Raw genomic sequence first — 23487 nt, 5'->3', positions numbered from 1 at the left:
CGGGGGGGGGGGGGGGGGGGGGGGGGGGGGGGGGGGGGGGGGGGCCCCCCCCCCCCCGGCCCGGGGGGGGGGGCGGGGCCCCCCCCCCCCCCCCGCCCCCCCCCCCCCCACGACCGGTTTTCACTCGCGATCGCGCGGTGACCGGACTGGACTGGACTGGACCGGATCGCCGGCGGTACGCACCGCGCACCCGGCGGTAACCGGACGGGCTGTGCTCTGTGATTCGGCCAAACACCGTGCGGCGGCAGCCCATGTGATGGGGTGTGAGCGTCTGTAGATCTTTCGTCGGAAGGGCGCCCATGACGCAACGTTCCTTCACACGCAGGAGATTGATCGGCACGGCGGCCGCCGTCGGCGGCGCGGCGCTTCTCGCCCCGCTCGGCGGTACGGCCGCCGCGTCGCAGCCCACCGGGAGGCGGTGGCCCACCGGCTTCCCGCTGCCCGACGGCTTCCGGCCCGAGGGCATCACCATCGGCTCGGAGCCGTACGCCTATGTCGGATCGATAGCCCACGGCTCCGTGCTCCGTGCGAGTCTCGCCACCGGACACGGCCGGATCGTCGTCCCCGGGCTCGGTCCGGATCATCCCGTCATCGGGCTGAAGACCGACTCCCGGGGCCGGTTGTTCCTCTGCGGTGGCGTGAGCCGTGAGATCCGGGTCGCCGACGTGCGCACGGGCCGGATCACGAAGACCTTCACCGTGGGCACGGCCGGCACGATGGTCAACGATGTGATCCTGACGCCCGGCGCCGCCTGGTTCACCGACTCGTTCCATCCACAGCTCTACAGGCTGGCGCTGGGACGCGACGGTGAGCCGGGCGACGAGGTCACCACTCTGCCGCTGAGCGGGGACTGGGCGCAGGGGCCGGCCCTCACCGCGAACGGCATCACGGCCACACCGGACGGCCGGGCGCTGCTCGTGGTCAACAGCTTCGTGAACGGCGGCGGGTTGATGCGGGTCGATCCGGACACGGGTGTCGCGCGTACGGTGGATCTCGGCCCGGCCCGGCTGCCGAACGGCGACGGTCTGCTGCTCCTCGGCCGGACCCTCCATGCCGTGCAGAACCGGCAGAACGCCATCGACGTACTGGAACTCGACGACGCGGGCACGCGGGGCACCGCGATCACCCGGATCACCGCACCGGACCGCTTCCGGGTCCCGACGACGGCCGCGGTCTGGCAGGACCGTATCTATCTGCCCAACGCCCGCTTCGATGTGGCGCAGCCGACGCCGGAGACGGACTACGACGTCGTGTCGGTCGACCGGGTGAGGGCCGCCGGGTCCTGACCGCGTGAGTACGGGAGCGGGGCGGCGCCCGACGGCACCGCCCCGCTCGACGTTTCGGTTCCCGTGCCCGGTTGGACGGGCGGGTCTCGATCTCCTCGGTCCCGGACGGGACTTCGCGATGAGCGGTCTCAGTCCCCGGACGAATCGTCCTTGTCGTCCGTACCGGCACCGGAGTCCGGCTTCGTGTCCTTGCCCGGTGCGGCGTCCTTGCCCGGCCCGGCGTCCCTGTCCGTATCGGCGTCCCCGTCCGGACCGGAATCCTTGCTCTTTTCCGGGCCGGTCTCCGCCTCCGTCCCCGGGCCGGTCTCCGCCTCCGTCCCCGGGCCGCTCTCCGTATCCGCTTCCGGACCGCCGCGCGGTGGCTTCTGCGGACGTGCCCGGCCACCCGGCGCGTCGCGCAGGAAGGGCGCACCGTCACCGCTCTCCGTGGCATGGCTGCCCGCGCCGCCGGGACCACCCGGTCCTCCCGGCGCCGGGCCGGGACCGCCGTCACGCCGTCGCAGATACCGCTCGAACTCCCGGGCGATGGCCTCGCCGGACGCCTCGGGAAGCTCCGCGGTGTCCCGCGCCTCCTCCAGCGACTGGACGTACTCCGCCACCTCGGTGTCCTCGGCGGCCAGTTGGTCCACCCCCAGCTGCCACGCCCGTGCGTCCTCCGCCAGTTCACCCTGCGGGATCCGGAGGCCGATGAGATCCTCCAGGCGGTTGAGCAGCGCCAGCGTCGCCTTCGGGTTGGGCGGCTGCGACACGTAGTGCGGTACGGCGGCCCACAGGCTCACCGCCGGTACGCCCGCGTGCGTGCACGCCTCCTGGAGGATGCCGACGATGCCGGTCGGGCCCTCGTACCGCGTCTCCTCCAGGTCCATCGTCCTGGCCAGGTCCGTGTCCGAGGTGACCCCGCTGACCGGCACCGGCCGGGTGTGCGGGGTGTCGCCGAGCAGCGCGCCCAGGATGACCACCATCTCCACGCCCAGTTCATGGGCGAAGCCCAGCAACTCATTGCAGAACGACCGCCAGCGCATGGACGGCTCGATACCGCGGACCAGCACCAGGTCACGGGGTTTCTCGCCGCCCACCCGCACCACGGAGAGCCGGGTGGTCGGCCAGGTGATCTTCCGCGCTCCGCCGTCCAGGTAGACCGTGGGCCGGTTGACCTGGAAGTCGTAGTAGTCCTCGGCGTCGAGCGCCGCGAACACCTCGCCCTTCCACTCCCGGTCCAGATGCGCCACCGCTGTGGAGGCTGCGTCGCCCGCGTCGTTCCAGCCCTCGAACGCGGCCACCATGACCGGGTCGATCAGCTCGGGAACCCCCTCGAGCTCGATCACCCAGTGCCTCCTTCCGAAGTTCCCTCTCGTACGGACCAACCTTACGGCTTTACCTCTGCCCGTCCGCAGCCCCGTGCACGCTCGGGTGAACTTCGCCGTACGCGCGCATGGGTCGGTGGGCCGCTGGAGATTTACTCCAGCGCTCAACAGTTCGCTCCACCGATTCATCCGAGCTGTGGCCCCGGTCCCTCACCGGGCGCAGCCGGAAATCTCGTCCCGGCCCTGGACGGTCGGGCGTGCCCACCGCTATACATCGGATGACCGAAGAGGTCCGATGTTCTTCTTACGGGAGCGTGCATGAGCCAGACCGTCACGGGGTTCGAGGTCCACGACATCCGCTTCCCCACCTCGGAACAGCTCGACGGCTCCGACGCCATGAACCCGGACCCCGACTACTCGGCGGCCTATGTGGTCCTGCGTACCGACGACGGCGCCGAGGGGCACGGCTTCTGCTTCACCATCGGGCGCGGGAACGAGGTCACCGCCGCCGCCATCGAGGCGCTGCGCCCGTACGTCCTCGGGCACCCGGCCCCGCACGACGCGGCCTCTCTCGCCGCGCTCTCCACCGCACTCACCCACGACTCGCAACTGCGCTGGCTCGGCCCGGAGAAGGGCGTCACGCACATGGCGGCGGGCGCCGTGATCAACGCGGCCTGGGACCTGGCGGCCAAGGCCGCGGCCAAGCCCGTCTGGGAGTTCCTCGCCACGATGACGCCCGAGGAACTCGTCTCGCTGGTCGACTTCCGCTATCTGACCGACGCCCTCACCCCGGACGAGGCGCTGGCCATCCTGCGCGCCGCGGAGCCGGGCCGTGCCGAGCGGACCGCCCGGCTGCTGGCCGAGGGCTACCCCGCGTACACCACCTCACCGGGCTGGCTCGGTTACTCCGACAGCAAACTGGTCGCGCTGGCCGAACAGGCGGTCGCCGACGGTTTCGAGCAGATCAAGCTCAAGGTCGGCGGTGATCTCGCGGACGACGTACGGCGGATGAAGCTGGCCCGCGCCGCCGTCGGCCCCGGCGTCCGGATCGCCGTCGACGCCAACCAGCGCTGGGACGTGCCCGAGGCGCTGCGCCGGCTGTCCGCCCTCGCCCCCTACACACCGCACTGGATCGAGGAGCCGACCAGCCCCGACGACATCCTCGGGCACGCGGCCGTACGGGCGGGCCAGCCGGTCAAGGTGGCCACCGGCGAACACGTCGCCAACCGGGTCGTCTTCAAGCAGCTGCTCCAGGCCGAAGCCGTCGACTACGTCCAGATCGACGCGGCCCGGGTCGCCGGAGTCAACGAGAACCTGGCGATCCTGCTGCTCGCGGCCAAGTTCGCGGTCCCGGTCTGTCCGCACGCCGGCGGCGTCGGACTCTGCGAACTGGTGCAGCATCTCGCGATGTTCGACTACATCGCCGTCTCCGGCAGCCAGGAAGGCCGGGTCATCGAGTACGTCGACCATCTCCACGAGCACTTCGCCGACCCCGTGGTGATCACCTCCGGGCGCTACCGGCCCCCCGTCGCCCCGGGTTTCTCCGCCCGGATGCTCCCCGCGTCGATCGCCGCACACCGCTATCCGGAGGGGCCCGTCTGGCAGGCCCGCCGTACCACCGTCCCGTCCCGGACCGAAGCTCAGGAGGCAGACGCATGACGGCCGTACGCGATTTCGAGGGGCTCGGCGCCCTGGTGACCGGCGGCGCCTCCGGTATCGGGGCGGCCGTCGCGAGACTGCTGCTGGAACGGGGCGCCCTGGTCGCCGTACTGGACCGGGAGTGCGCCGGAGCACCCGCCGGGGCGCTCGCGCTCACGGCCGATGTCACCGACGACACAGCCGTACGGGAGGCGGTGGACGCGGCGGCCGCGGAGTTCGGCGCGCTGCACACGGTCGTCTCCAACGCGGGCATCGGCGCCATCGGCACCGTCGCGGACAACACCGACGAGGAGTGGCGGCGCGTCCTGGACGTCAATGTCCTCGGCATGGTCCGTACCGCCCGCCACGCGCTGCCCCATCTGCGCCGCTCGGCCGTCGACCGGCCCGGCCTCGTCTCGGTCACCCACACCTGCTCCATCGCCGCCACCGCCGGGCTGCCGCAGCGCGCCCTCTACAGCGCCAGCAAGGGCGCGGTCCTGTCGCTGACGCTGGCGATGGCCGCCGACCATGTCCGCGAGGGCATCCGCGTCAACTGCGTCAACCCCGGTACGGCCGACACCCCCTGGGTCGGCCGGCTGCTCGACCAGGCCGAGGACCCGGTGGCCGAGCGCGCCGCCCTCGAAGCCCGCCAGCCCATGGGACGGCTGGTCGGCGCGGACGAGGTCGCCGCGGCCGTCGTCCATCTGGCGAGCCCCGCCTCGGCAGCCGTCACGGGCACGGCGTTCGCCGTCGACGGCGGCATGCAGGGCCTGCGCCTGCGTCCCGCCACCTGACCCGCGTAGACACCCCCGACAGCCCGACAGCCCGACAGCCCGACAGCCCGACAGCCCGACAGCCCGACACTCCCCAGGGACCAAGGACGGGACATCCATGCCACGACACACCGTGGGGCGTTCCCCACTTCGCGGACCACGTCCGGTACTTCGCGGCCCGCGTCCATTACTCCGCGCGCTGCGTACGACGAGCGCCTCGGCCTGCGCCGTACTCCTGGCCGTCACGGCCCTGGCCGGCTGCAACCGCGACCAGGGCAGCGGCGCGGCGGGTGGCGGCAAGGTCGGTATCGATCTGCCGCGCAGCGACAGCGACTTCTGGAACTCCTACCAGGGGTACGTGGAGAAGGGCGTCACGGCGGACGGGATCGACGCGCTCCCGCTGACCAACTCGCAGAACGACATCGGCAAGCTCGTCTCCAACGTCCAGGTCTTCACCGACCAGGGCGCCAAGGCCGTTGTCATGGCCCCGCAGGACACCGGGGCGATCGCCGAGACGCTCCGGACGCTGAGCGAGAAGAAGATCCCCGTCGTCAGCGTGGACACCCGGCCCGACACGGGCGATGTCTACATGGTCGTACGGGCCGACAACCGCGCGTACGGCGAACAGGCCTGCCAGTACCTGGGCGAGCGGTTGAAGGGCAGGGGCAAGGTCGCCGAGTTCCAGGGGGACCTTTCTTCGATCAACGGGCGTGACCGCTCCGAGGCGTTCAAGTCCTGCATGCACCGGAAGTACCCCGGCATCAGGGTCTTCGAGCTGGCCACCGACTGGAAGGGCGATGTGGCCTCGGCCAAGCTCCAGTCGACGCTCGCCGCCCACCCCGACATCAACGGCATCTACATGCAGGCGGGCGGGGTCTTCCTCCAGCCGACCCTGGCCCTGCTGGAGCAGAAGAAGCTGCTCAAGGCGGCCGGCACCCCCGGTCACATCACGATCGTCTCCAACGACGGCATCCCGGAGGAACTGGACGCCATCCGCGCGGGGAAGATCGACGCCACCGTCTCCCAGCCGGCCGACCTGTACGCCGAGTACGCGCTGTACTGGGCCGAACGGGCGCTGGAGGGCAAGACCCCGAAGGCGGGGCCGACCGACCACGGCTCCACGGTCATCAAGATCCCGAACGGCTTCGAGGACCAGCTTCCCGCGCCCCTGGTGACCAAGGAGAACGTGGACGACGACAAGCTGTGGGCCAACCAGCTGGAGAAGAAGAGCTAGCCATGGAGCCGAGGGAGCGGGAGGCCAGGGAGACACGGGAGGTCAGGGAGACACGGGAGGCGAGGGAGGCCCAGGAAGCGCGGGAGGCACAGAAAACCAGGGAGGCAAGGGAAGCGCCGGCCGCCGTGCACGCGGAAGGCATCGTCAAACGTTTCGGCCCCACCGTCGCCCTCGACGGAGTCCGGCTCACGGTGCGCCCCGGCGAGTCCCACGCGCTCGTGGGACGCAACGGCGCGGGCAAGTCCACCCTGGTCGGCGTGGTCACCGGGTTGCACAGGCCCGACGCGGGACGGGTCACCTTCGGTGGCGAGCCCGCGCCCGCCTTCGGAGACACCACGGCCTGGCAGTCCAAGGTCGCCTGTGTCCACCAGAAGTCGATGGTCGTCCCCGACCTGACCGTCGCCGAGAACCTCTTCCTCAACAACTACGGTCTGTCCGGGGCCGGTTCCGGCAAGAGCCGCCGGTTCATCGGCTGGCGGGAATTGCGCGGGCGGGCGCGGGAGCTGCTCGCGGAGTACGGAGTCGAGGTCGACCCGGACACCCGCGCGAGGGATCTCCCCGTGGAACAGCGGCAGTTCGTGGAGATCGCGCGGGCGCTCTCCTTCGGCGCCCGGCTGATCATCCTGGACGAGCCCACGGCGCAGCTCGACGCACGCGGTATCCAGCGGCTGTTCGGCAAGCTCCGCGAACTGCGCGGCCAGGGAGTGGCGTTCCTCTTCATCTCCCACCACCTCCAGGAGGTGTACGAGCTGTGCACCGCCGTCACCGTCTACCGCGACGCCCGCCACGTGCTGACCGCGCCGGTCGCCGAGCTGTCCAAGCCGGACCTGGTGACGGCGATGACCGGCGAGTCCGCCGGTAGGACCGCCACCTGGCACGCCGTACGCGCCACGGGGGTACGGGATCCCTTACCGGATCCCGTACTGGAGGCCGAAGAGCTGGCGCTGGACGGGGAGTTCGAGCCGCTCGACCTCGCGGTACGCCCCGGCGAGGTGCTCGGCGTGGCCGGAGCCGCGGCCAGCGGCAACACCGCCCTCGGAGAGACCCTCGCCGGGATGCGCGCGGCGACCTCGGGACGCATCGCCGTGCACGGCCGCACGGTCAGACCCGGCAGCGTCCCGCACGCGCTGGACGCGGGCATCGGCTACATCCCCGAGGACCGGCACCGCCAGGGGCTGGTCCCGGACCGCAGCGTCGCGGAGAACGCCACGCTCACGGTCGCAGGCCGGCTCGGCCCCTGGGGGACCGTACTGCCCTCCCGTACGCGGGAGTTCGCCCGGTCCCTGATCGCGTCGCTGGACATCAGGACCACCGGCCCCGAGCAGCCGGTCTCGGGCCTCTCGGGCGGAAACCAGCAGAAGGTCGTCGTCGCCCGCGCGCTCGCCCGCGATCCCCATGTCCTGGTCGCCCTGCGGCCCACCGCCGGCGTCGACGTCCGGTCGAAGGACTCGCTGCTCGGCGTGGTGCGCCGGGTGGCGGACGAGGGCGGCGCGGCCGTGATCGTCTCGGACGAACTGGACGATCTGCGGGTCTGCGACCGGGTGCTCGCGCTGTTCCACGGGCGCGTGGTGGCCACATTCGGCAGCGGGTGGACCGACCGGGAACTGGTCGCCGCCATGGAAGGTGTGGGGGAGCGGGAATGACCGGGACCATACGTCCGCCGGTGGCCGAGGACACCAGGAGCGCGAGCCCGCCGAACCGGCTCCGGTTCATCCGGTGGAGCGACTTCTCGCTCGTACCGGTGATCCTGGTGCTGATGGTGATCGGCTTCATCGTCTCGCCGGTCTTCCTCACCGCGGGCAATCTGATCAGCGTCGTCCAGCAGTCCTCGGAGCTGAGCCTGCTCGTGCTCGGCCAGGCGCTGATCCTGATCTGCGGACGGATGGACCTGTCGCTGGAGTCGACGATCGGCATCGCGCCGGTCCTCGCCATGTGGCTGGTGCTGCCCGCGGAGGGAGGCCGCTTCGCCGGGCTCGGTCTGCTGCCGCTCTGGACGGCCGTACCCGCCTGTCTGCTGGTCGGTATGGCCATCGGCGCGGTCAACGGTTTCCTGATGCTCAAGCTGCGGGTCAACGGATTCATCGCCACCCTCGGCATGCTGACCATGCTGCGCGGTCTCCATATCGGCATCACCGAGGGCAAGTCGATCACCGATGTCCCGGAGTCCTTCCGGTACCTGGGCAAGACCGACTGGCTGGGCGCCCCGGCCGCCGTCTGGATCTGCCTGGCGCTGTTCGCCCTCGGTGGCGCCGCGCTGGCCTGGCTGCGGCACGGACGCGCGCTGTATGCCATCGGCGGCAACCCGGAGGCGGCGCGCGCCGCCGGGATCAGGGTGGACCGCGTCACCTGGATCGTCCTCGCGATCGGCGGGCTGCTGGCGGCGTTCGCGGGCATTCTCTACACCGGCCACTACGGCTCGGTCGCGGCCACCCAGGGCAACGGCTGGATCTTCCAGGTCTTCGCCGCGGCCGTCATCGGTGGCATCAGTCTCAAGGGCGGGCGGGGCACGCTCTTCGGGGCGCTGACCGGGGTGCTGACCCTGCAACTGGTGGTCAATGTGATGACGCTGGGGGGCGTACCGGCGCTCTGGAACCAGTTCCTCAACGGCGCGATCATCATCGTCGCGCTGGTCATCTCGCGCTTCGCGAGCGGTGAGAAGCAGGACTGACGCGTGGTGCGAAAGCCCGGGAGGCAGCGGCTCAGAGCGTCGATCTCAGCCACATCTCCACGCTCGCGATGTGCACGGTCGCCCAGGACCTGGCCGCCTCGGCGTCCCGGTCACGGAGCGCCGACAGGATCGCCCGGTGCTCGTGGAGCGTACGGCTGACCGCGTCCTCCTGGGTCAGCCCGCGCCAGATCCGGGCCCGGGTGGTCGGTCCGGAGAGCCCGTCCAGGAGCGAGCAGAGCACCGAGTTGCCCGACGCCTGCACGATGCCGCGGTGGAACTCCAGGTCGGCCGCGACCAGTTGTTCCACCGAGGGAGCGGGACCGAGGGCGTCCAACTGGGCGCTCAGCGCGTCCAGTTCGTCCTCGCCGATCCGGACGCTCGCCATCGCCGTGGCGGCCGGCTCCAGGATGCGCCGTACGGCCAGGAACTCCAGCACGGTGTCGTCCCGGTGGAAGTCCACGACGAAGCTGAGTGCCTCCAGCAGCAGTTGGGGATCGAGGCTCGTGACATATGTGCCGTCGCCCTGCCGTACGTCGAGGATGCGGATGAGGGACAGTGCCCGTACCGCCTCGCGCAGGGAGTTGCGGGACAGCCCCAGCTCGGCGGCGAGCTCGCTCTCCTTGGGGAGACGATCGCCCGGACGCAGCGCGCCGGAGACGATCATTCCCTTGATCCTCTCGATGGCCTCGTCGGTGACAGCCACGGGCGACCTCCATACATCCGATGTATCGGCCCCCATTATGCGTCCCGTGGGAATACGGGTGAGGGGCGCTCCCCGAAGGAAGCGCCCCTCACCCGCGTACCCGTGCCGTCAGTCCCGCTTCTTCAGCAGGTCCTCGACCTTGGAGCGGATCTCGTCCGTGGCCAGGCCGCGGATCGTCAGTGTCGTACGGCGGCGCAGTACGTCGTCCACTGTCTCGGCCCACTCGTGGTCGCGGGCGTAGACGGCCTGCGCCCAGATCTCCGGCGCGTCCGGGTGGATGCGCTCGGCCAGCTCCGGGTGCTCGTTCGCCAGCCGCACGATGTCGAAGGCCAGCGAGCCGTAGTGGGTGGCGAGGTGCCGGGCGGTGTCCCCCGCCATGGAGGGCCCCTCGCCGCCGCCGTCGATCAGCAGCCGGTGGGCGACCGCGTTCGGGCTGGCGATGCCCGGCAGCGGAAGCTTCTTCGGCAGCCGCGCGACCGGCTCCATGCCCTGGCCGAGCGGGTGCCCCGGCAGGGACTCCAGCTTCGCCAGCACCGTACGGCCGATGTGCCGGAACGTGGTCCACTTGCCGCCGGCGACCGACAGCATGCCGCCCCGGCCCTCCGTCACGACCGTCTCGCGCTTGGCCTTGGAGGTGTCGCCGGGCCCGCCGGGCAGCACCCGCAGCCCGGCGAAGGAGTACGTGATCAGATCGCGGGTCAGCTGCTGGTCCCGGACCGAGAACGCCGCCTCGTCCAGGATCTGGTGGATGTCCTTCTCGTTGACCGAGACGTCCGCGGGGTCGCCCTCGTACTCCTCGTCCGTCGTCCCGAGCAGCAGCATGTCCTCCCAGGGGAGGGCGAAGGTGATGCGGTACTTGTCTATGGGAGTGGCGAGCGCGGCCTTCCAGGGCGCGGTGCGCTTGAGGACCAGGTGCGCGCCCTTGGAGAGCCGGATGGAGGGGGCGGCGTCGGGGTTCTCCATCTTCCGCAGGTGGTCGACCCAGGGGCCGGTGGCGTTGAGGACCAGCCGCGCGTTGACGCCGAACTCCGTACCGTCCGTACGGTCCTTGAGTTCCGCGCCCGTCACCCGGCCCTGGGTGAAGCGCAGTCCGGTGACCGAGGCGTGGTTGAGGACGGTCGCCCCGGAGTCGACCGCCGCGCGGACGGTCATCAGCGCCATCCGCGCGTCGTTCATCTGGTCGTCGCCGTAGACGGCCACGGCCTTGAGGTTGTCCGTACGCAGCGCGGGCACGGACTGGCGGGCCTTGGCCGGGCTGATCACATGGCCGACACCGTCACCGAACGCGGAGAGCGCGGAGTAGGCGAAGACGCCCGCGCCGAGCTTTGTCGCGCCGTGCGGGCCGCCCTTGTACACCGGCAGGTAGAACGTCAGCGGGTTGGCCAGATGCGGTGCCACCTGCCGGGACACCGCACGCCGCTCGAAGTGGTTCTCCGCGACCAGCCTCACCGCGCCGGTCTGGAGGTAGCGCAGGCCGCCGTGGAGCAGCTTGGAGGAGGCGGACGAGGTGGCACCGGCGAAGTCGCCGCCGTCCACGAGGGCCACCCGCAGTCCCGACTGGGAGGCATGCCAGGCGGTGGAGATACCCAGGATGCCGCCGCCGATCACCAGGAGGTCGTACGTCGCGTTGGACAGCTGTTCCCGGGTTTCGGCACGGCTCGGCAGGGAACCGCCGGCCGGGTGCGTCCCCAGGGCGGGGACACTCTGCAGGGTGCTCATGTTCTACTCCTCTTCAGCTCTCTCCGGCTGAACCGCCGGCCGGCTGTTGGTTGGTCAGCTGTCGTCGACGTCGAGCCAGCCCATGGTCCGCTCGACGGCCTTGAGCCAGTTCTTGTACTCACGGGCGCGGGTGTCCGCGTCCATCCGGGGCGTCCACTCGGCGGCCCTGCGCCAGTTGGCGCGCAGTGCATCGGTGTCCGGCCAGAAGCCCACGGCCAGACCCGCGGCGTAGGCGGCGCCGAGGCAGGTGGTCTCGGCGACCATCGGGCGCACCACCGGTGCGTCGAGGACGTCGGAGAGCGTCTGCATCAGCAGGTTGTTGGACGTCATTCCGCCGTCGACCTTGAGCGAGGTCAGCTCGACACCGGAGTCCTTGGTCATGGCGTCGCTGATCTCGCGGGTCTGCCAGGCCGTGGCCTCCAGCACGGCGCGCGCGATGTGCGCCTTGGTGACATAGCCGGTCAGACCGGCGATGACCCCACGGGCGTCGGGGCGCCAGTGCGGTGCGAAGAGCCCGGAGAAGGCGGGTACGAAGTACGCGCCGCCGTTGTCCTCGACCGAGGACGCCAGGGTCTCGATCTCGGCCGCGGACTTGATCAGGCCCATCTGGTCGCGCATCCACTGCACCAGCGAACCGGTGACGGCGATGGAGCCCTCCAGGGCGTACACCGCCGGCTGGTCGCCGATGCGGTAGCCGACGGTGGTCAGCAGGCCGTTGTAGGAGTTGACGGGCTTGCCGGCGGTGTTCATCAGCATGAACGTGCCGGTGCCGTACGTCGATTTGGCCTCGCCCTCGGCGAAACAGGTCTGGCCGAACAGCGCGGCCTGCTGGTCGCCGAGCGCCGAGGCGACCGGAATCCCGTCCAGGACGCCGCCCTTGGCCCTCCCGTACACCTCGGCGGAGGAGCGGATCTCCGGCAGCATCGCGGCCGGTACCTCCATCGAGGCGAGGATCTTGGCGTCCCACTGAAGGGTGTGCAGGCTCATCAGCATCGTGCGGGAGGCATTGGTGACGTCCGTGACGTGCACACCGCCGTCGGTGCCGCCGGTCAGATTCCAGATGACCCAGGAGTCCATGGTGCCGAAGAGGATGTCGCCGCGCTCGGCGCGCTCGCGCAGGCCCTTGACGTTGTCCAGCAGCCAGCGGGCCTTGGGACCGGCGAAGTAGCTCGCCAGCGGCAGGCCGGTCTCGCGGCGGAAGCGGTCCTGGCCGACATTGCGGCCGAGTTCGCGACAGAGCGCGTCGGTACGGGTGTCCTGCCAGACGATGGCGTTGTGGACCGGTTCACCGGTGTTCTTGTCCCAGAGCAGGGTCGTCTCGCGCTGGTTGGTGATGCCGATCGCCTTGACGTCGGCGGAGGTGATGCCGGCCTTCTCGATGGCGCGGGCCACGACCTCCTGGACGTTCGTCCAGATCTCGGTGGCGTCGTGTTCCACCCAGCCCGGCTTGGGGAAGATCTGCTCGTGTTCCTTCTGGTCGACGGAGACGATCCGGCCGTCGCGGTCGAAGACGATGCAGCGGCTGGAGGTGGTGCCCTGGTCGATCGCCGCGATGAACGGTCCCGTGCCGTGGGAGGAGGTGCCGGTGGATGTGGTGTCGCTCACGGTGTCTGCTCCTGTTCGATGCGTGGAGGGAGGCGCTTACGCCAGGACCCAGTTGTAGTAACCGCCGGCCAGCGCGCCGCCGATCAGCGGCGCGAGAACCGGTATCCAGGCGTAGCTCCAGTCGGAACCCCCCTTGTTGGGCAACGGCAGCAGCGCGTGCACGATCCGTGGCCCGAGGTCACGCGCCGGATTGATCGCATAGCCGGTGGGGCCGCCGAGCGAGAGGCCGATACCCACCACGACGAACGAGGTGATCAGGACGCCGAGGGTGCCCAGACCGTTGCCGGAGTTGTTCAGACCCTGTGTGAGGATCGCGATGACCAGGACGAATGTGGCGATGATCTCCGTGAGCGCGTTCTGTAGCGGGTTCCGTACCTCGGGTCCCGTCGAGAACACCCCGAGCACGGGCCCCGCCGCGGGCGCCGACTTCTGGTCGACGAGTCCCTCGACCCGCGGCTGCGCCGCGATGATCTCCGGGTCGGTCAGATGAGCCTTGAACTGGCCCATGTAGGCCACCCAGACCAGGAAGGCGCCGATGATCGCCCCCAGCATCTGGGACCCGATGTAGAGCGGGACGTCGCTCCACTTCGTTCCGCCCTCGATGGCGAGACCGATGGTGACCGCGGGGTTGAGGTGGGCTCCGGAGAGCCCGGCCGAGAGATACGCACCGACCATGACGGCGAAGCCCCAGCCGAAGCTGATGGCGACCCAGCCGGCGTTCTGCGCCTTGGAGCGCTTGAGTACGACGCCGGCGACCACGCCGCCACCGAGCAGGATCAGCAGGGCGGTACCTGTGACCTCGCCTATGAAGATGTCGAAGTTGGACACCCGAGACTCCTTCGTCCAGGGAATGGCAAACCGCCGGCTCGCACCAGTGGTCCGCGCCCTCGTGGTGAGGGCGTGATCGGCCCTTGGCGTTGTCACACACTAACTCGTATTGTCGGTAAGTGTTCGACAATGCCGACCGCTGAACGGCAGTTTTGTCCTGCGGCCCGACACTCGTCAAGGGTTCGGTGGTCGAAACCTCGCCTGATTCCGATGATCCGCCATCCGGTTCAGAAGCGCCCGGCGCCGATGTCCCGGGAAACGGCGCGCGCGCACTCCCGTACCGCCGCCACCAGCTCCGAGCGCACCTCCCCGGCCGGGCAGATGCGTTCCACCGCACCGGTGATGGCGATCGCCCCGACGGGCATCCGCCGCCGGTCGTGGATGGGGGCGGCCACCGCGGCCACGCCCTCCCAGGTCTCCTCGACGTCCGCGGCCCAGCCGCGCGCCCTGGTCAGATCGAGCACCTTCTCGAACTCCGCCAGATCGGTCACGGTCCGCGAGGTGAGGGCCAAGCGCTCGCTCTCGACCGCCTCGTGGTGGGCCACCGGGTCGTACGCGGTGAGCACCTTGCCCAGGGCGGTGGAGTGCAGGGGCTGCATGGCGCCCACCTCCAGCACCTGCCGGCTGTCGTCCGGGCGGAAGACGTGGTGGACGATCAGTACGCCCTGCTGGTGCACGACCCCGAGATGGACGCTCTCACCGCTGGAACGGGCGAGGTCGTCCGTCCAGACCAGGGCGCGCGCCCGCAGCTCGTGCACATCCAGATAGCTGTTCCCGAGCCGCAGCAGCTCCGCCCCCAACTGGTAGCGGCCGGACGGGGTGTCCTGCTCGACGAAGCCCTCCGCCTGGAGTGTGCGCAGGATGCCGTGCGCCGTGCCCTTGGCCAGTCCGAGCGAGGAGGAGATCTCGGACAGGCCGAGTCTGCGCTCGCCTCCCGCGAGGAGCCGGAGCATCGCCGCCGCCCGCTCAAGGGACTGGATGTTCTTCGCCATCGGACCCGGTCCTCCACTACGTTCGACAATGCTGAACACTATCGGTCGATGCCGACCTTGTCTCACTGTGGAGAGAGTCTGTCAAGACCGTGTGCCCTGGGTGTTCCCGCGGAACAGGATGCCGTCCGCCCGCTGGGACGCCGCACCGTTATGAGGCGCGCGACGCTACGCTGGCCGGGTGCGCCGTCCATCCGCAGGCGCAAAGCCGACAGCCGTCGCAGCCCCGGGAGTACTTTTATGGCCTCGTCGCCAACCCCCTCGACCGACAGCCGGACCCGTATCGATGCCTTCCGTGAAGCCCTCGCCACCCGCGTGGTGGTGGCCGACGGCGCGATGGGCACGATGATCCAGGCGCAGGACCCGACGCTTGAGGACTTCCAGGATCTCGAAGGCTGTAACGAGATCCTCAACGTGACACGCCCGGACATCGTCCGGGCCGTGCACGAGGAGTACTTCGCCGTCGGCGTCGACTGCGTGGAGACCAACACCTTCGGCGCGAACCTCGCGGCGCTCGGCGAGTACGACATCCCGGAGCGGGTCTTCGAACTCTCCGAGGCGGGCGTCCGGATCGCCCGCGAAGTCGCCGACGAATTCACCGCCTCCACCGGGCAGCAGCGCTGGGTGCTGGGCTCGATGGGCCCCGGCACCAAGCTGCCGACCCTGGGCCACGCCCCGTACACCGCGCTGCGCGACGCCTACCAGCAGAACGCCGAAGGCATGATCGCCGGCGGCGCGGACGCCCTCCTGGTGGAGACCACCCAGGACCTGCTCCAGACCAAGTCCGCCATCCTCGGCGCCCGCCGGGCCCTGGAGGCCACCGGCACCAATCTGCCGATCATCTGCTCCGTGACCGTCGAGACCACCGGCACGATGCTGCTCGGTTCGGAGATCGGCGCGGCCCTGACCGCGCTGGAACCGCTGGGCATCGACATGATCGGTCTCAACTGCGCCACCGGACCCGCCGAGATGAGCGAGCACCTGCGCTATCTCGCCCGGCACTCCCGCGTCCCGCTGTCCTGCATGCCCAACGCCGGTCTCCCGGTGCTGGGCAAGGACGGCGCGCACTACCCGCTGTCGGCCGAGGAACTGGCCGACGCCCAGGAGACCTTCGTACGCGAATACGGTCTCTCGCTGGTCGGCGGCTGCTGCGGTACGACCCCGGAGCATCTGCGCCAGGTCGTCGAGCGCGTCCGCGGCCAGGAGACCGCGGCCCGCGAGCCGCACCCCGAGCCGGGCGCCGCCTCCCTCTACCAGACCGTCCCCTTCCGCCAGGACGCCTCGTACCTCGCCATCGGCGAGCGGACGAACGCCAACGGATCGAAGAAGTTCCGCGAGGCCATGCTGGACGGCCGCTGGGACGACTGTGTGGAGATGGCCCGCGACCAGATCCGCGAGGGCGCGCATCTGCTGGACCTCTGCGTCGACTACGTCGGCCGGGACGGCGTCGCGGACATGGCCGAGCTGGCGGGCCGGTTCGCCACCGCCTCCACCCTGCCGATCGTGCTCGACTCCACCGAACTCCCGGTCATCCAGGCCGGACTGGAGAAGCTGGGCGGCCGCGCGGTCATCAACTCGGTCAACTACGAGGACGGCGACGGCCCCGAGTCGCGCTTCGCCAAGGTCACCGAGCTGGCGGTCGAGCACGGTGCCGCGCTGATCGCGCTGACCATCGACGAGGAGGGCCAGGCCCGCACCGTCGAGCACAAGGTCGCCATCGCCGAGCGCCTCATCGAGGACCTGACCGGCAACTGGGGCGTACACGAGTCGGACATCCTCATCGACTGCCTCACCTTCACCATCTGCACCGGCCAGGAGGAGTCCCGGGGCGACGGCATCGCCACGATCGAGGCGATCCGCGAGCTCAAGCGCCGCCACCCGGACGTCCAGACCACGCTCGGTCTGTCCAACATCTCCTTCGGCCTCAACCCGGCCGCCCGGATCGTCCTCAACTCCGTCTTCCTGGACGAGTGCGTCAAGGCCGGCCTGGACTCCGCGATCGTGCACGCCTCCAAGATCCTGCCGATCGCGCGCCTGGAGGAGGAGCAGGTCAAGGTGGCCCTCGACCTGGTCTACGACCGGCGCGCCGAGGGGTACGACCCGCTCCAGAAGCTCATGGAGCTCTTCGAGGGCGTCAACACCAAGTCGATGAAGGACGGCCGGGCCGAGGAACTCCTCGCCCTGCCGCTGGACGAGCGCCTCCAGCGCCGCATCATCGACGGCGAGAGGAACGGCCTGGAGGCCGACCTGGACGAGGCCCTCCAGACCCGCCCCGCGCTCGACATCGTCAACGCCACGCTGCTGGAAGGCATGAAGGTCGTCGGTGAACTGTTCGGCTCCGGCCAGATGCAGCTGCCGTTCGTGCTCCAGTCCGCCGAGGTCATGAAGACCGCCGTGGCCCACCTCGAACCGCACATGGAGAAGACCGACGACGACGGCAAGGGCACGATCGTGCTCGCCACCGTCCGCGGCGACGTCCACGACATCGGCAAGAACCTCGTGGACATCATCCTCTCCAACAACGGCTACAACGTGGTGAACCTGGGCATCAAGCAGCCCGTCAGCGCGATCCTGGAGGCCGCCGAGGAGCACCGGGCCGATGTCATCGGCATGTCCGGTCTGCTGGTGAAGTCGACCGTGATCATGAAGGAGAACCTGGAAGAGCTCAACCAGCGCCGGATGGCGGCCGACTACCCGGTGATCCTCGGTGGCGCGGCGCTGACCCGGGCGTACGTCGAGCAGGACCTGCACGAGATCTACGAGGGCGAAGTCCGCTACGCGCGCGACGCGTTCGAGGGCCTGCGCCTGATGGACGCCCTGATCGCCGTCAAGCGCGGGGTCCCCGGCGCCACGCTCCCCGAGCTGAAGCAGCGACGGGTCCGCGCGACGGCGAACACCGTGGTGGAGGAGCGGCCCGAGGAGGGCGCGGCCCGCTCCGACGTCGCGGTCGACAACCCCGTACCGGTGCCGCCGTTCTGGGGCACCCGCGTGGTCAAGGGCATCCAGCTCAAGGAGTACGCGTCCTGGCTGGACGAGGGAGCGCTCTTCAAGGGCCAGTGGGGCCTCAAGGAGGCCCGCAAGGGCGGCGGCCCCAGCTACGAGGAGCTGGTGGAGACCGAGGGCCGGCCCCATCTGCGCGGCTGGCTGGACCAGATGCAGACCCAGAACATGCTGGAAGCGGCCGTCGTCTACGGCTACTTCCCCTGCGTGTCCAAGGGCGACGACCTCATCCTGCTCAACGACGACGGCTCCGAGCGCACCCGCTTCACCTTCCCGCGCCAGCGCCGCGGCCGCAGGCTCTGCCTGGCGGACTTCTTCCGCCCGGAGGAGTCCGGCGAGACGGATGTCGTCGGCCTCCAGGTCGTCACCGTCGGCTCGAAGATCGGTGAGGCCACCGCGGAGCTGTTCGAGTCCAACTCCTACCGCGACTACCTCGAACTGCACGGGCTCTCCGTCCAGCTCGCCGAGGCGCTCGCCGAGTACTGGCACGCCCGGGTCCGCTCCGAGCTGGGGTACGCGGGTGAGGACCCCGCCGAGGTCGAGGACATGTTCGCCCTGAAGTACCGGGGCGCCCGCTTCTCGCTCGGCTACGGTGCCTGCCCCGACCTGGAGGACCGCGCGAAGATCGCCGAGCTGCTGGAGCCCGAGCGGATCGGTGTCCAGCTCTCCGAGGAGTTCCAGCTCCACCCCGAGCAGTCCACGGACGCCATCGTCATCCACCACCCGGAGGCGAAGTACTTCAACGCGCGCTGATCCGTCCGCGCTCACCGACGCCTCACACGCGCCCCGGTCCGCTCCGCGGACCGGGGCGCAGGACGAGCGGACGAGTCGTACACTTGTCGGCCCAGCGCAGGCCGGTCGCCTGTCCCGGCGGGGAGACCCGGAGGGAGAGGTGACCGGCCTTCTCGTCCCTCATGGAGGTGTGCCGGATGACCAGTACGGTCCCCGCGTCGATGACCCGAACGGCCGATGGCTCCATGCTTCAGGCCGTCCTGCTCGACATGGACGGCACCCTCGTCGACACCGAGGGATTCTGGTGGGACGCGGAGGTCGAGGTCTTCAAGGCCCTCGGACACGTCCTCGACGAGGCCTGGCGCGATGTGGTGGTCGGCGGGCCCATGACCCGCAGCGCGGGCTTCCTCATCGAGGCCACCGGCGCCGCCGTCACCCTCGCCGAGCTGACTGTGCTGCTCAACGACACCTTCGAGGACCGCATCGGGCGCGGGGTGCCGATGATGCCCGGCGCGGAGCGGCTCCTGGCCGAACTGGCCGCGCAGGGGGTGCCCACCGCCCTGGTCTCCGCCTCGCACCGGCGCATCATCGACCGGGTGCTGGCCTCGCTCGGGCCCCAGTACTTCGCGCTCACCGTGGCCGGTGACGAGGTACCCCGTACGAAGCCGCACCCCGACCCGTACCTCCTCGCCGCCCGGCGCCTGGGCGCCGATCCGTCGCGGTGCGCCGTCATCGAGGACACGGCCACCGGCGTCGCCTCGGCGGAGGCCGCGGGCTGCCGGGTGGTCGCCGTCCCCTCGGTCGCCCCGATCGCACCCGCCGACGGGCGGATGGTCGTCGGGTCGCTGGAGGAGGTCGATCTCGTATTTCTGCGCGAGATGATGACGCGCGGCCACTGATTCGTGTACCGAGCGTTGTGCTTGAATGCGCAACGGAAACTCCCGGCATGGGCACGGACGTTTTCCGTTGCTCTCCCGGGCCGCATTCATGATCCCCGCAAAGGGCTTCGAGAGTGACCTTTGTCACCCTCTCTCTCATCGACAGGCGCGGGCGGGGCTGATCCGCCCCGCCCTGTGGCGGGTCCACCTGGGGCCTTGTGTCCTGATTGATACGGACGTGTACGAAACATTCCGGCGCCCGAATATCCACACGCGGCTATTGCCGATCACTGTGTGATGTCGAATCGCTTCAAGCCCGTTCCGGCATTCCTGGCGCCTCCGACTAATCTCTTCGCGAGCACTTCGCCGCATCAACGACGTGTCCCGGCGGCCACCCAAGTCGCCATGAGCACAGGACCGATCGCCCTGTTTCCCGGCCCGATCGCACTGCCCCGAACGGGCAAACGCGGCGGAGTCTCCCATGTGCACCGCTGTATGTCAGTGCCGGATGAGGGAGTACGTCCAGGATGAACCGCAAGACTTTGGTGCTGTCGGCCGTCATCGGCCTGCTTGCGCCCGTGCTCGCCGGCTGCGGCGACTCGGACGGTGGCTCCGACGGCGGTGACGCCATTGTTGTGGGCACCACGGACCAGTACGCGGCCACGAAGGACGCACCCGCGCCGCTGGACCCGGCCGCCGCATACGACATCGGCACCTGGAACATCCTCCGTCAGACGGTCCAGACGCTGATGCAGATTCCGCGCGGCGGTGGCGCGCCGGTGCCCGAAGCGGCCTCCAAGTGCGGGTTCACGGACCGTGAGAACCAGAGCTACCGCTGCACCCTGCGCGAGGGGCTCCAGTTCGCCAACGGCGACCCCATCACCGCCGAGGACGTGAAGTACTCCATCCAGCGGACCCAGGACATCAAGGCCGCCAGCGGCGTCTACGCGTTGATGGGGAACGTCGACGCGCTGGAGACCAACGGCGACTCCGAGATCATCTTCCATCTCAAGTCCTCCGACGCCACGTTCCCCTACAAGCTGTCCACCCCGGTGGCCGGCATCGTGAGCTCGAAGCTGTACCCCAAGAACAAGGTCCGCGACGGCTTCGAGATCGACGGCTCAGGGCCGTACACCTTCAAGGCCGACGTGAAGGACGACACGATCGTCCAGGCCACCTTCACCAGGAACCCGAACTACAAGGGTGACCGGAACATCCAGAACGACAAGGTCGAACTCCGGTCCTTCAAGGACTCCGACTCCATGGGCAAGGCGCTCGACTCCGCCGACATCGACGTGATGACCCGGGCCATGTCGCCCCAGCAGGTCCAGAAGATGCTCAGGAGCCCCAAGGACGGCATCCAGCTCACCGAGCTGCCCGGCCTGGAGATCCGCTTCCTCGGCTTCGACACGGATGCCCCGGCCGCCAAGGAGAAGGCGGTCCGTCAGGCCGTCGCCTACACCATCGACCGCGGTGACCTGATCAGCAAGGTGTACGACGGCATGGCCGAGCCGCTGTACTCCATCATCCCGTCGAACGTCGCCACGCACACCAACTCGTTCTTCAACAAGTACGGGGACCGCGACCTGGCCAAGGCCGAGTCCACGCTGAGCGACGCGAGCATCAACACCCCGGTGAAGCTGACGCTGCACTACACCAGCGACCACTACGGCGCGGGCACCCAGAAGGAGTTCGAGACCCTCCGGGACCAGCTCAACAGCAGCGGGCTCTTCGACGTCTCCATCAAGGGCGAGGAGTGGAAGAACTTCCGGCCCAACCAGATCGACGGCGACTACGAGGTCTACGGCATGGGGTGGTTCCCGGACTTCCCGGACCCGGAGAACTACATCGTGCCGTTCCTCGACGCGGACAACACCCTCAATTCGCCGTACACCAACAACACGCTGCGCGGGCAGCTGATCCCGCAGTCGCGCCGCGAGGCCGACCGCAGCGCCGCGACGAAGACCTTCGGCAAGATCCAGGACATCGTCGCCGACGATGTGCCGGTGCTGCCGCTGTGGCAGGGCAAGACGTACGTCGCCTCACACGACGACATCGCGGGTGTGGAGTGGGCGGTCAACTCGTCCGCCGAACTCTCGCTGTGGGAGCTGCGCCGCGGATCCTCCGCGCCCGCCGCCTGACCGCTGCCGACACATGCCTGGGGCGCCGCCCGAGCGGCGCCCCAGGCATGTCACGGCGGTGCCGCCGCGTGCTTCACGGCAGCGCCACCGCTCTCACTCACTGGGCGCCGGGGCGTACCAGGCCGCTCTCGTACGCGTACACCGCGGCCTGAACCCGGTCGCGCAGCCCCAACTTGGTCAGCACATGACCGACATGGGTCTTGACCGTGGTCTCACTGACGAACAGATCCGCGGCGATCTCCGCGTTGGACAGCCCGCGGGCGACCAGCTTGAGCACCTCGACCTCGCGCTCGGTCAGCGTGTGCAGCGTGTCGGGCATCGGCTCCTCGCCGGACGGCAGTTGATCCGCGTACTTGTCGAGCAGCCGGCGCGTGATGCTCGGCGCGAGCATCGCCTCGCCCGCCGCGACGACACGGATCGCCTGCACCAGCTCATTGGCGGGCGCGTCCTTGAGCAGGAAGCCGCTGGCACCCGCGCGCAGCGCCTCCACCACGTACTCGTCGAGGTCGAAGGTCGTCAGGACCAGCACCTTCGCCGGACCGTCCCGGCCGGGGCCGGTGATCTGGCGGGTCGCCTCGACCCCGTCCATCCGGGGCATACGGATGTCCATCAGCACCACATCGGGCTGCAACGCGCGGACCTGGTCGATGGCCTGGAGGCCGTCCCCGGCCTCGCCGACGACCGCGATGTCCTGCTCCGCCTCCAGGATCATCCGGAAGCCGGTGCGCAACAGCGGCTGGTCGTCGACCAGTAGGACGCGGACAGTCACGGAGAACTCCTTCAATAGACCGGCCCCATTCTGCCCTGACCGCCCCACCACGACTCCGCCGGGCGCGGAGCCCAGGTCCTGTCCGGTCGATCTCTGCCGGGCCCGGAACGCCGCGGTGACATCAGCCCGCCACCGCGGCGGGCGCTACCTCGCCACGTTGCCGAAACGCCCACAGGAAACCACCCCGCGCGCGCCCTGGCGCTTGCGATCCACGGCACCAGACCCCGCTCCCTGATCCGGCCTGATCCAAACGAAAGACCCTAGGCGCCCTCCGGCACGCTCACGCTCTCCCGCCCCGCCTCCTGCTCCCGCCCGCCGCCGTCCACCGGCGTGGCACCCACCGGCGCGACACTCAGCGGATACACCGGAGGCGTACCGCCGAATTCCGGGCAGAACGCCTGGTGGTCGCACCAGCCGCACAGCTTGGTGGGCCGTGGCCGCCAGTCACCCGTCTCGGTGGCGAGCTTGATCGCGTCCCACAGCGCCAGCAGCTTGCGCTCCACCCGCTCCAGATCAGCCTCCACCGGGTCGTACGTCACGATCTCGCCGCTGCCCAGATACACCAGTTGGAGACGGCGCGGCAGCACCCGCTTCAGCCGCCGGATCACCAGGGCGTAGAACGTCATCTGGAACCGCGCCCCCTCCGCGTACTCCGGACGCGGGGCCTTGCCCGTCTTGTAGTCGACGATCCGCACCTCGCCCGTGGGCGCCACGTCGACGCGGTCGATCACCCCGCGCAGCCGCAGCCCCGAGTCCAGCTCCGTCTCGACGAACAGCTCCCGCTCCGCGGGCTCCAGACGAGTCGGATCCTCCAGCGAGAACCACCGCTCGACCAGCCGCTCCGCCTCCGCCAGCCAGCGCGTCAGCCGCTCGCCCTCCGTGTCCTGCGCGAACAGCTCGCCCAGCTCGGGCCGGGACTCCAGCAGCCGGTCCCACTGACCGGGCACCAGAGCCCTGGCCCGCGGCGCCGTGCGCTCGACGGCGGGCGCGTCGAAGAGCCGCTCCAGCACGGCATGCACCAGCGTCCCCCGCGTCGCGGCCTCGCTCGGCTTCTCCGGCAGCTTGTCGATCACCCGGAACCGGTACAGCAGCGGGCACTGCATGAAGTCGCTCGCACGGGACGGAGACAGCGAAGAAGGCGGCAGGCTCGTACTCATGACGCAGACCCTACGACCCGACACTGACAGCGAGCCGAATACCATCGACTACAGAGCCTCTCG

The 23487-nt window shown here is 69.9% G+C and carries 17 protein-coding genes; 9 read left to right on the top strand and 8 right to left on the bottom strand.

Translation table 11 applies throughout. The annotated features are described in order from the left end of the window. Window positions 1-299: 299 nt before the first annotated feature. Complete coding sequence (locus ACIOJD_RS30055; RefSeq protein ID WP_401919192.1) at window positions 300-1286, top strand: superoxide dismutase; 987 nt, start codon at window positions 300-302, stop codon at window positions 1284-1286. 128 nt (window positions 1287-1414) lie between these two features. Here the strand turns inward: ACIOJD_RS30055 and ACIOJD_RS30050 are convergent, their stop codons facing one another. Continuing rightward, a complete protein-coding gene (locus ACIOJD_RS30050) occupies window positions 1415-2611 on the bottom strand; it encodes a PAC2 family protein (RefSeq protein WP_401919191.1) in 1197 nt (398 codons plus the stop codon). A gap of 297 nt (window positions 2612-2908) precedes the next feature. On the opposite strand from ACIOJD_RS30050, the gene ACIOJD_RS30045 reads away from it, so the two are divergent. The 5 genes from ACIOJD_RS30045 to ACIOJD_RS30025 all read left to right on the top strand — a co-directional run bounded on the left by ACIOJD_RS30045 (window position 2909) and on the right by ACIOJD_RS30025 (window position 8903). Beyond that, window positions 2909-4249: an enolase C-terminal domain-like protein gene (locus ACIOJD_RS30045; RefSeq protein ID WP_401919189.1), complete on the top strand. Its 1341-nt coding sequence runs from the start codon at window positions 2909-2911 to the stop codon at window positions 4247-4249. Further along, window positions 4246-5022, top strand: coding sequence for an SDR family NAD(P)-dependent oxidoreductase (locus ACIOJD_RS30040; protein WP_401919187.1), 777 nt, complete (start codon window positions 4246-4248; stop codon window positions 5020-5022). Before ACIOJD_RS30045 ends, ACIOJD_RS30040 begins: the two co-directional genes overlap by 4 nt. Window positions 5023-5119: 97 nt before the next feature. Beyond that, entirely contained in the window at window positions 5120-6235 is a 1116-nt protein-coding gene (locus tag ACIOJD_RS30035; protein ID WP_401919186.1) for a sugar ABC transporter substrate-binding protein, read from the top strand. A gap of 2 nt (window positions 6236-6237) precedes the next feature. Next, entirely contained in the window at window positions 6238-7878 is a 1641-nt protein-coding gene (locus ACIOJD_RS30030) for a sugar ABC transporter ATP-binding protein (RefSeq protein WP_401919184.1), read from the top strand. After that, entirely contained in the window at window positions 7875-8903 is a 1029-nt protein-coding gene (locus ACIOJD_RS30025; RefSeq protein WP_401919182.1) for an ABC transporter permease, read from the top strand. The genes ACIOJD_RS30030 and ACIOJD_RS30025 overlap by 4 nt, the downstream gene beginning before the upstream one ends. Window positions 8904-8934: 31 nt before the next feature. Here ACIOJD_RS30025 and ACIOJD_RS30020 read toward each other — a convergent pair whose 3' ends face one another. The 5 genes from ACIOJD_RS30020 to ACIOJD_RS30000 form a co-directional block, all read right to left on the bottom strand. Then, entirely contained in the window at window positions 8935-9606 is a 672-nt protein-coding gene (locus ACIOJD_RS30020) for a FadR/GntR family transcriptional regulator (protein WP_401919181.1), read from the bottom strand. Window positions 9607-9714: 108 nt separating this feature from the next. Next, entirely contained in the window at window positions 9715-11325 is a 1611-nt protein-coding gene (locus ACIOJD_RS30015) for an FAD-dependent oxidoreductase (protein WP_401919179.1), read from the bottom strand. A gap of 54 nt (window positions 11326-11379) precedes the next feature. Then, window positions 11380-12930 carry a glycerol kinase GlpK gene (gene glpK, locus ACIOJD_RS30010; RefSeq protein WP_401919178.1) on the bottom strand — a complete coding sequence of 517 codons (1551 nt, stop codon included), beginning with the start codon at window positions 12928-12930 and terminating at the stop codon, window positions 11380-11382. A gap of 36 nt (window positions 12931-12966) precedes the next feature. Next, on the bottom strand, window positions 12967-13758 hold the full coding sequence (locus tag ACIOJD_RS30005; protein ID WP_401919176.1) for an MIP/aquaporin family protein: 792 nt from the start codon (window positions 13756-13758) through the stop codon (window positions 12967-12969). Between the two features lie 227 nt (window positions 13759-13985). Further along, window positions 13986-14750: an IclR family transcriptional regulator gene (locus ACIOJD_RS30000; protein ID WP_401919175.1), complete on the bottom strand. Its 765-nt coding sequence runs from the start codon at window positions 14748-14750 to the stop codon at window positions 13986-13988. Window positions 14751-14987: 237 nt separating this feature from the next. Between ACIOJD_RS30000 and metH the strand changes: the two genes are divergently transcribed. The 3 genes from metH to ACIOJD_RS29985 all read left to right on the top strand — a co-directional run bounded on the left by metH (window position 14988) and on the right by ACIOJD_RS29985 (window position 21498). After that, the gene (metH, locus tag ACIOJD_RS29995; protein ID WP_401919173.1) at window positions 14988-18500 is read left to right on the top strand and encodes a methionine synthase; all 3513 of its coding nucleotides are present in this window, start codon (window positions 14988-14990) and stop codon (window positions 18498-18500) included. 176 nt (window positions 18501-18676) lie between these two features. Then, a complete protein-coding gene (locus tag ACIOJD_RS29990; protein WP_401919171.1) occupies window positions 18677-19378 on the top strand; it encodes an HAD family hydrolase in 702 nt (233 codons plus the stop codon). 506 nt (window positions 19379-19884) lie between these two features. Next, window positions 19885-21498 (top strand): ABC transporter substrate-binding protein, encoded by a 1614-nt coding sequence (locus ACIOJD_RS29985; RefSeq protein WP_401919170.1) that lies wholly within the window; start codon window positions 19885-19887, stop codon window positions 21496-21498. A 97-nt stretch (window positions 21499-21595) separates the two neighbouring features. On the opposite strand, the gene ACIOJD_RS29980 is transcribed toward ACIOJD_RS29985, so the two are convergent. Next, window positions 21596-22267 (bottom strand): response regulator, encoded by a 672-nt coding sequence (locus ACIOJD_RS29980; RefSeq protein ID WP_401919169.1) that lies wholly within the window; start codon window positions 22265-22267, stop codon window positions 21596-21598. A gap of 260 nt (window positions 22268-22527) precedes the next feature. Then, entirely contained in the window at window positions 22528-23469 is a 942-nt protein-coding gene (locus tag ACIOJD_RS29975) for a RecB family exonuclease (RefSeq protein ID WP_401919168.1), read from the bottom strand. Between the last annotated feature and the right edge of the window lie 18 nt (window positions 23470-23487).

This window comes from Streptomyces sp. NPDC088116, from assembly GCF_044741745.1.
Classification (GTDB): Bacteria; Actinomycetota; Actinomycetes; order Streptomycetales; family Streptomycetaceae; genus Streptomyces.
Note: the sequence above shows the minus strand (reverse complement) of the source record. Positions and strands in the feature narration are given on the sequence as shown.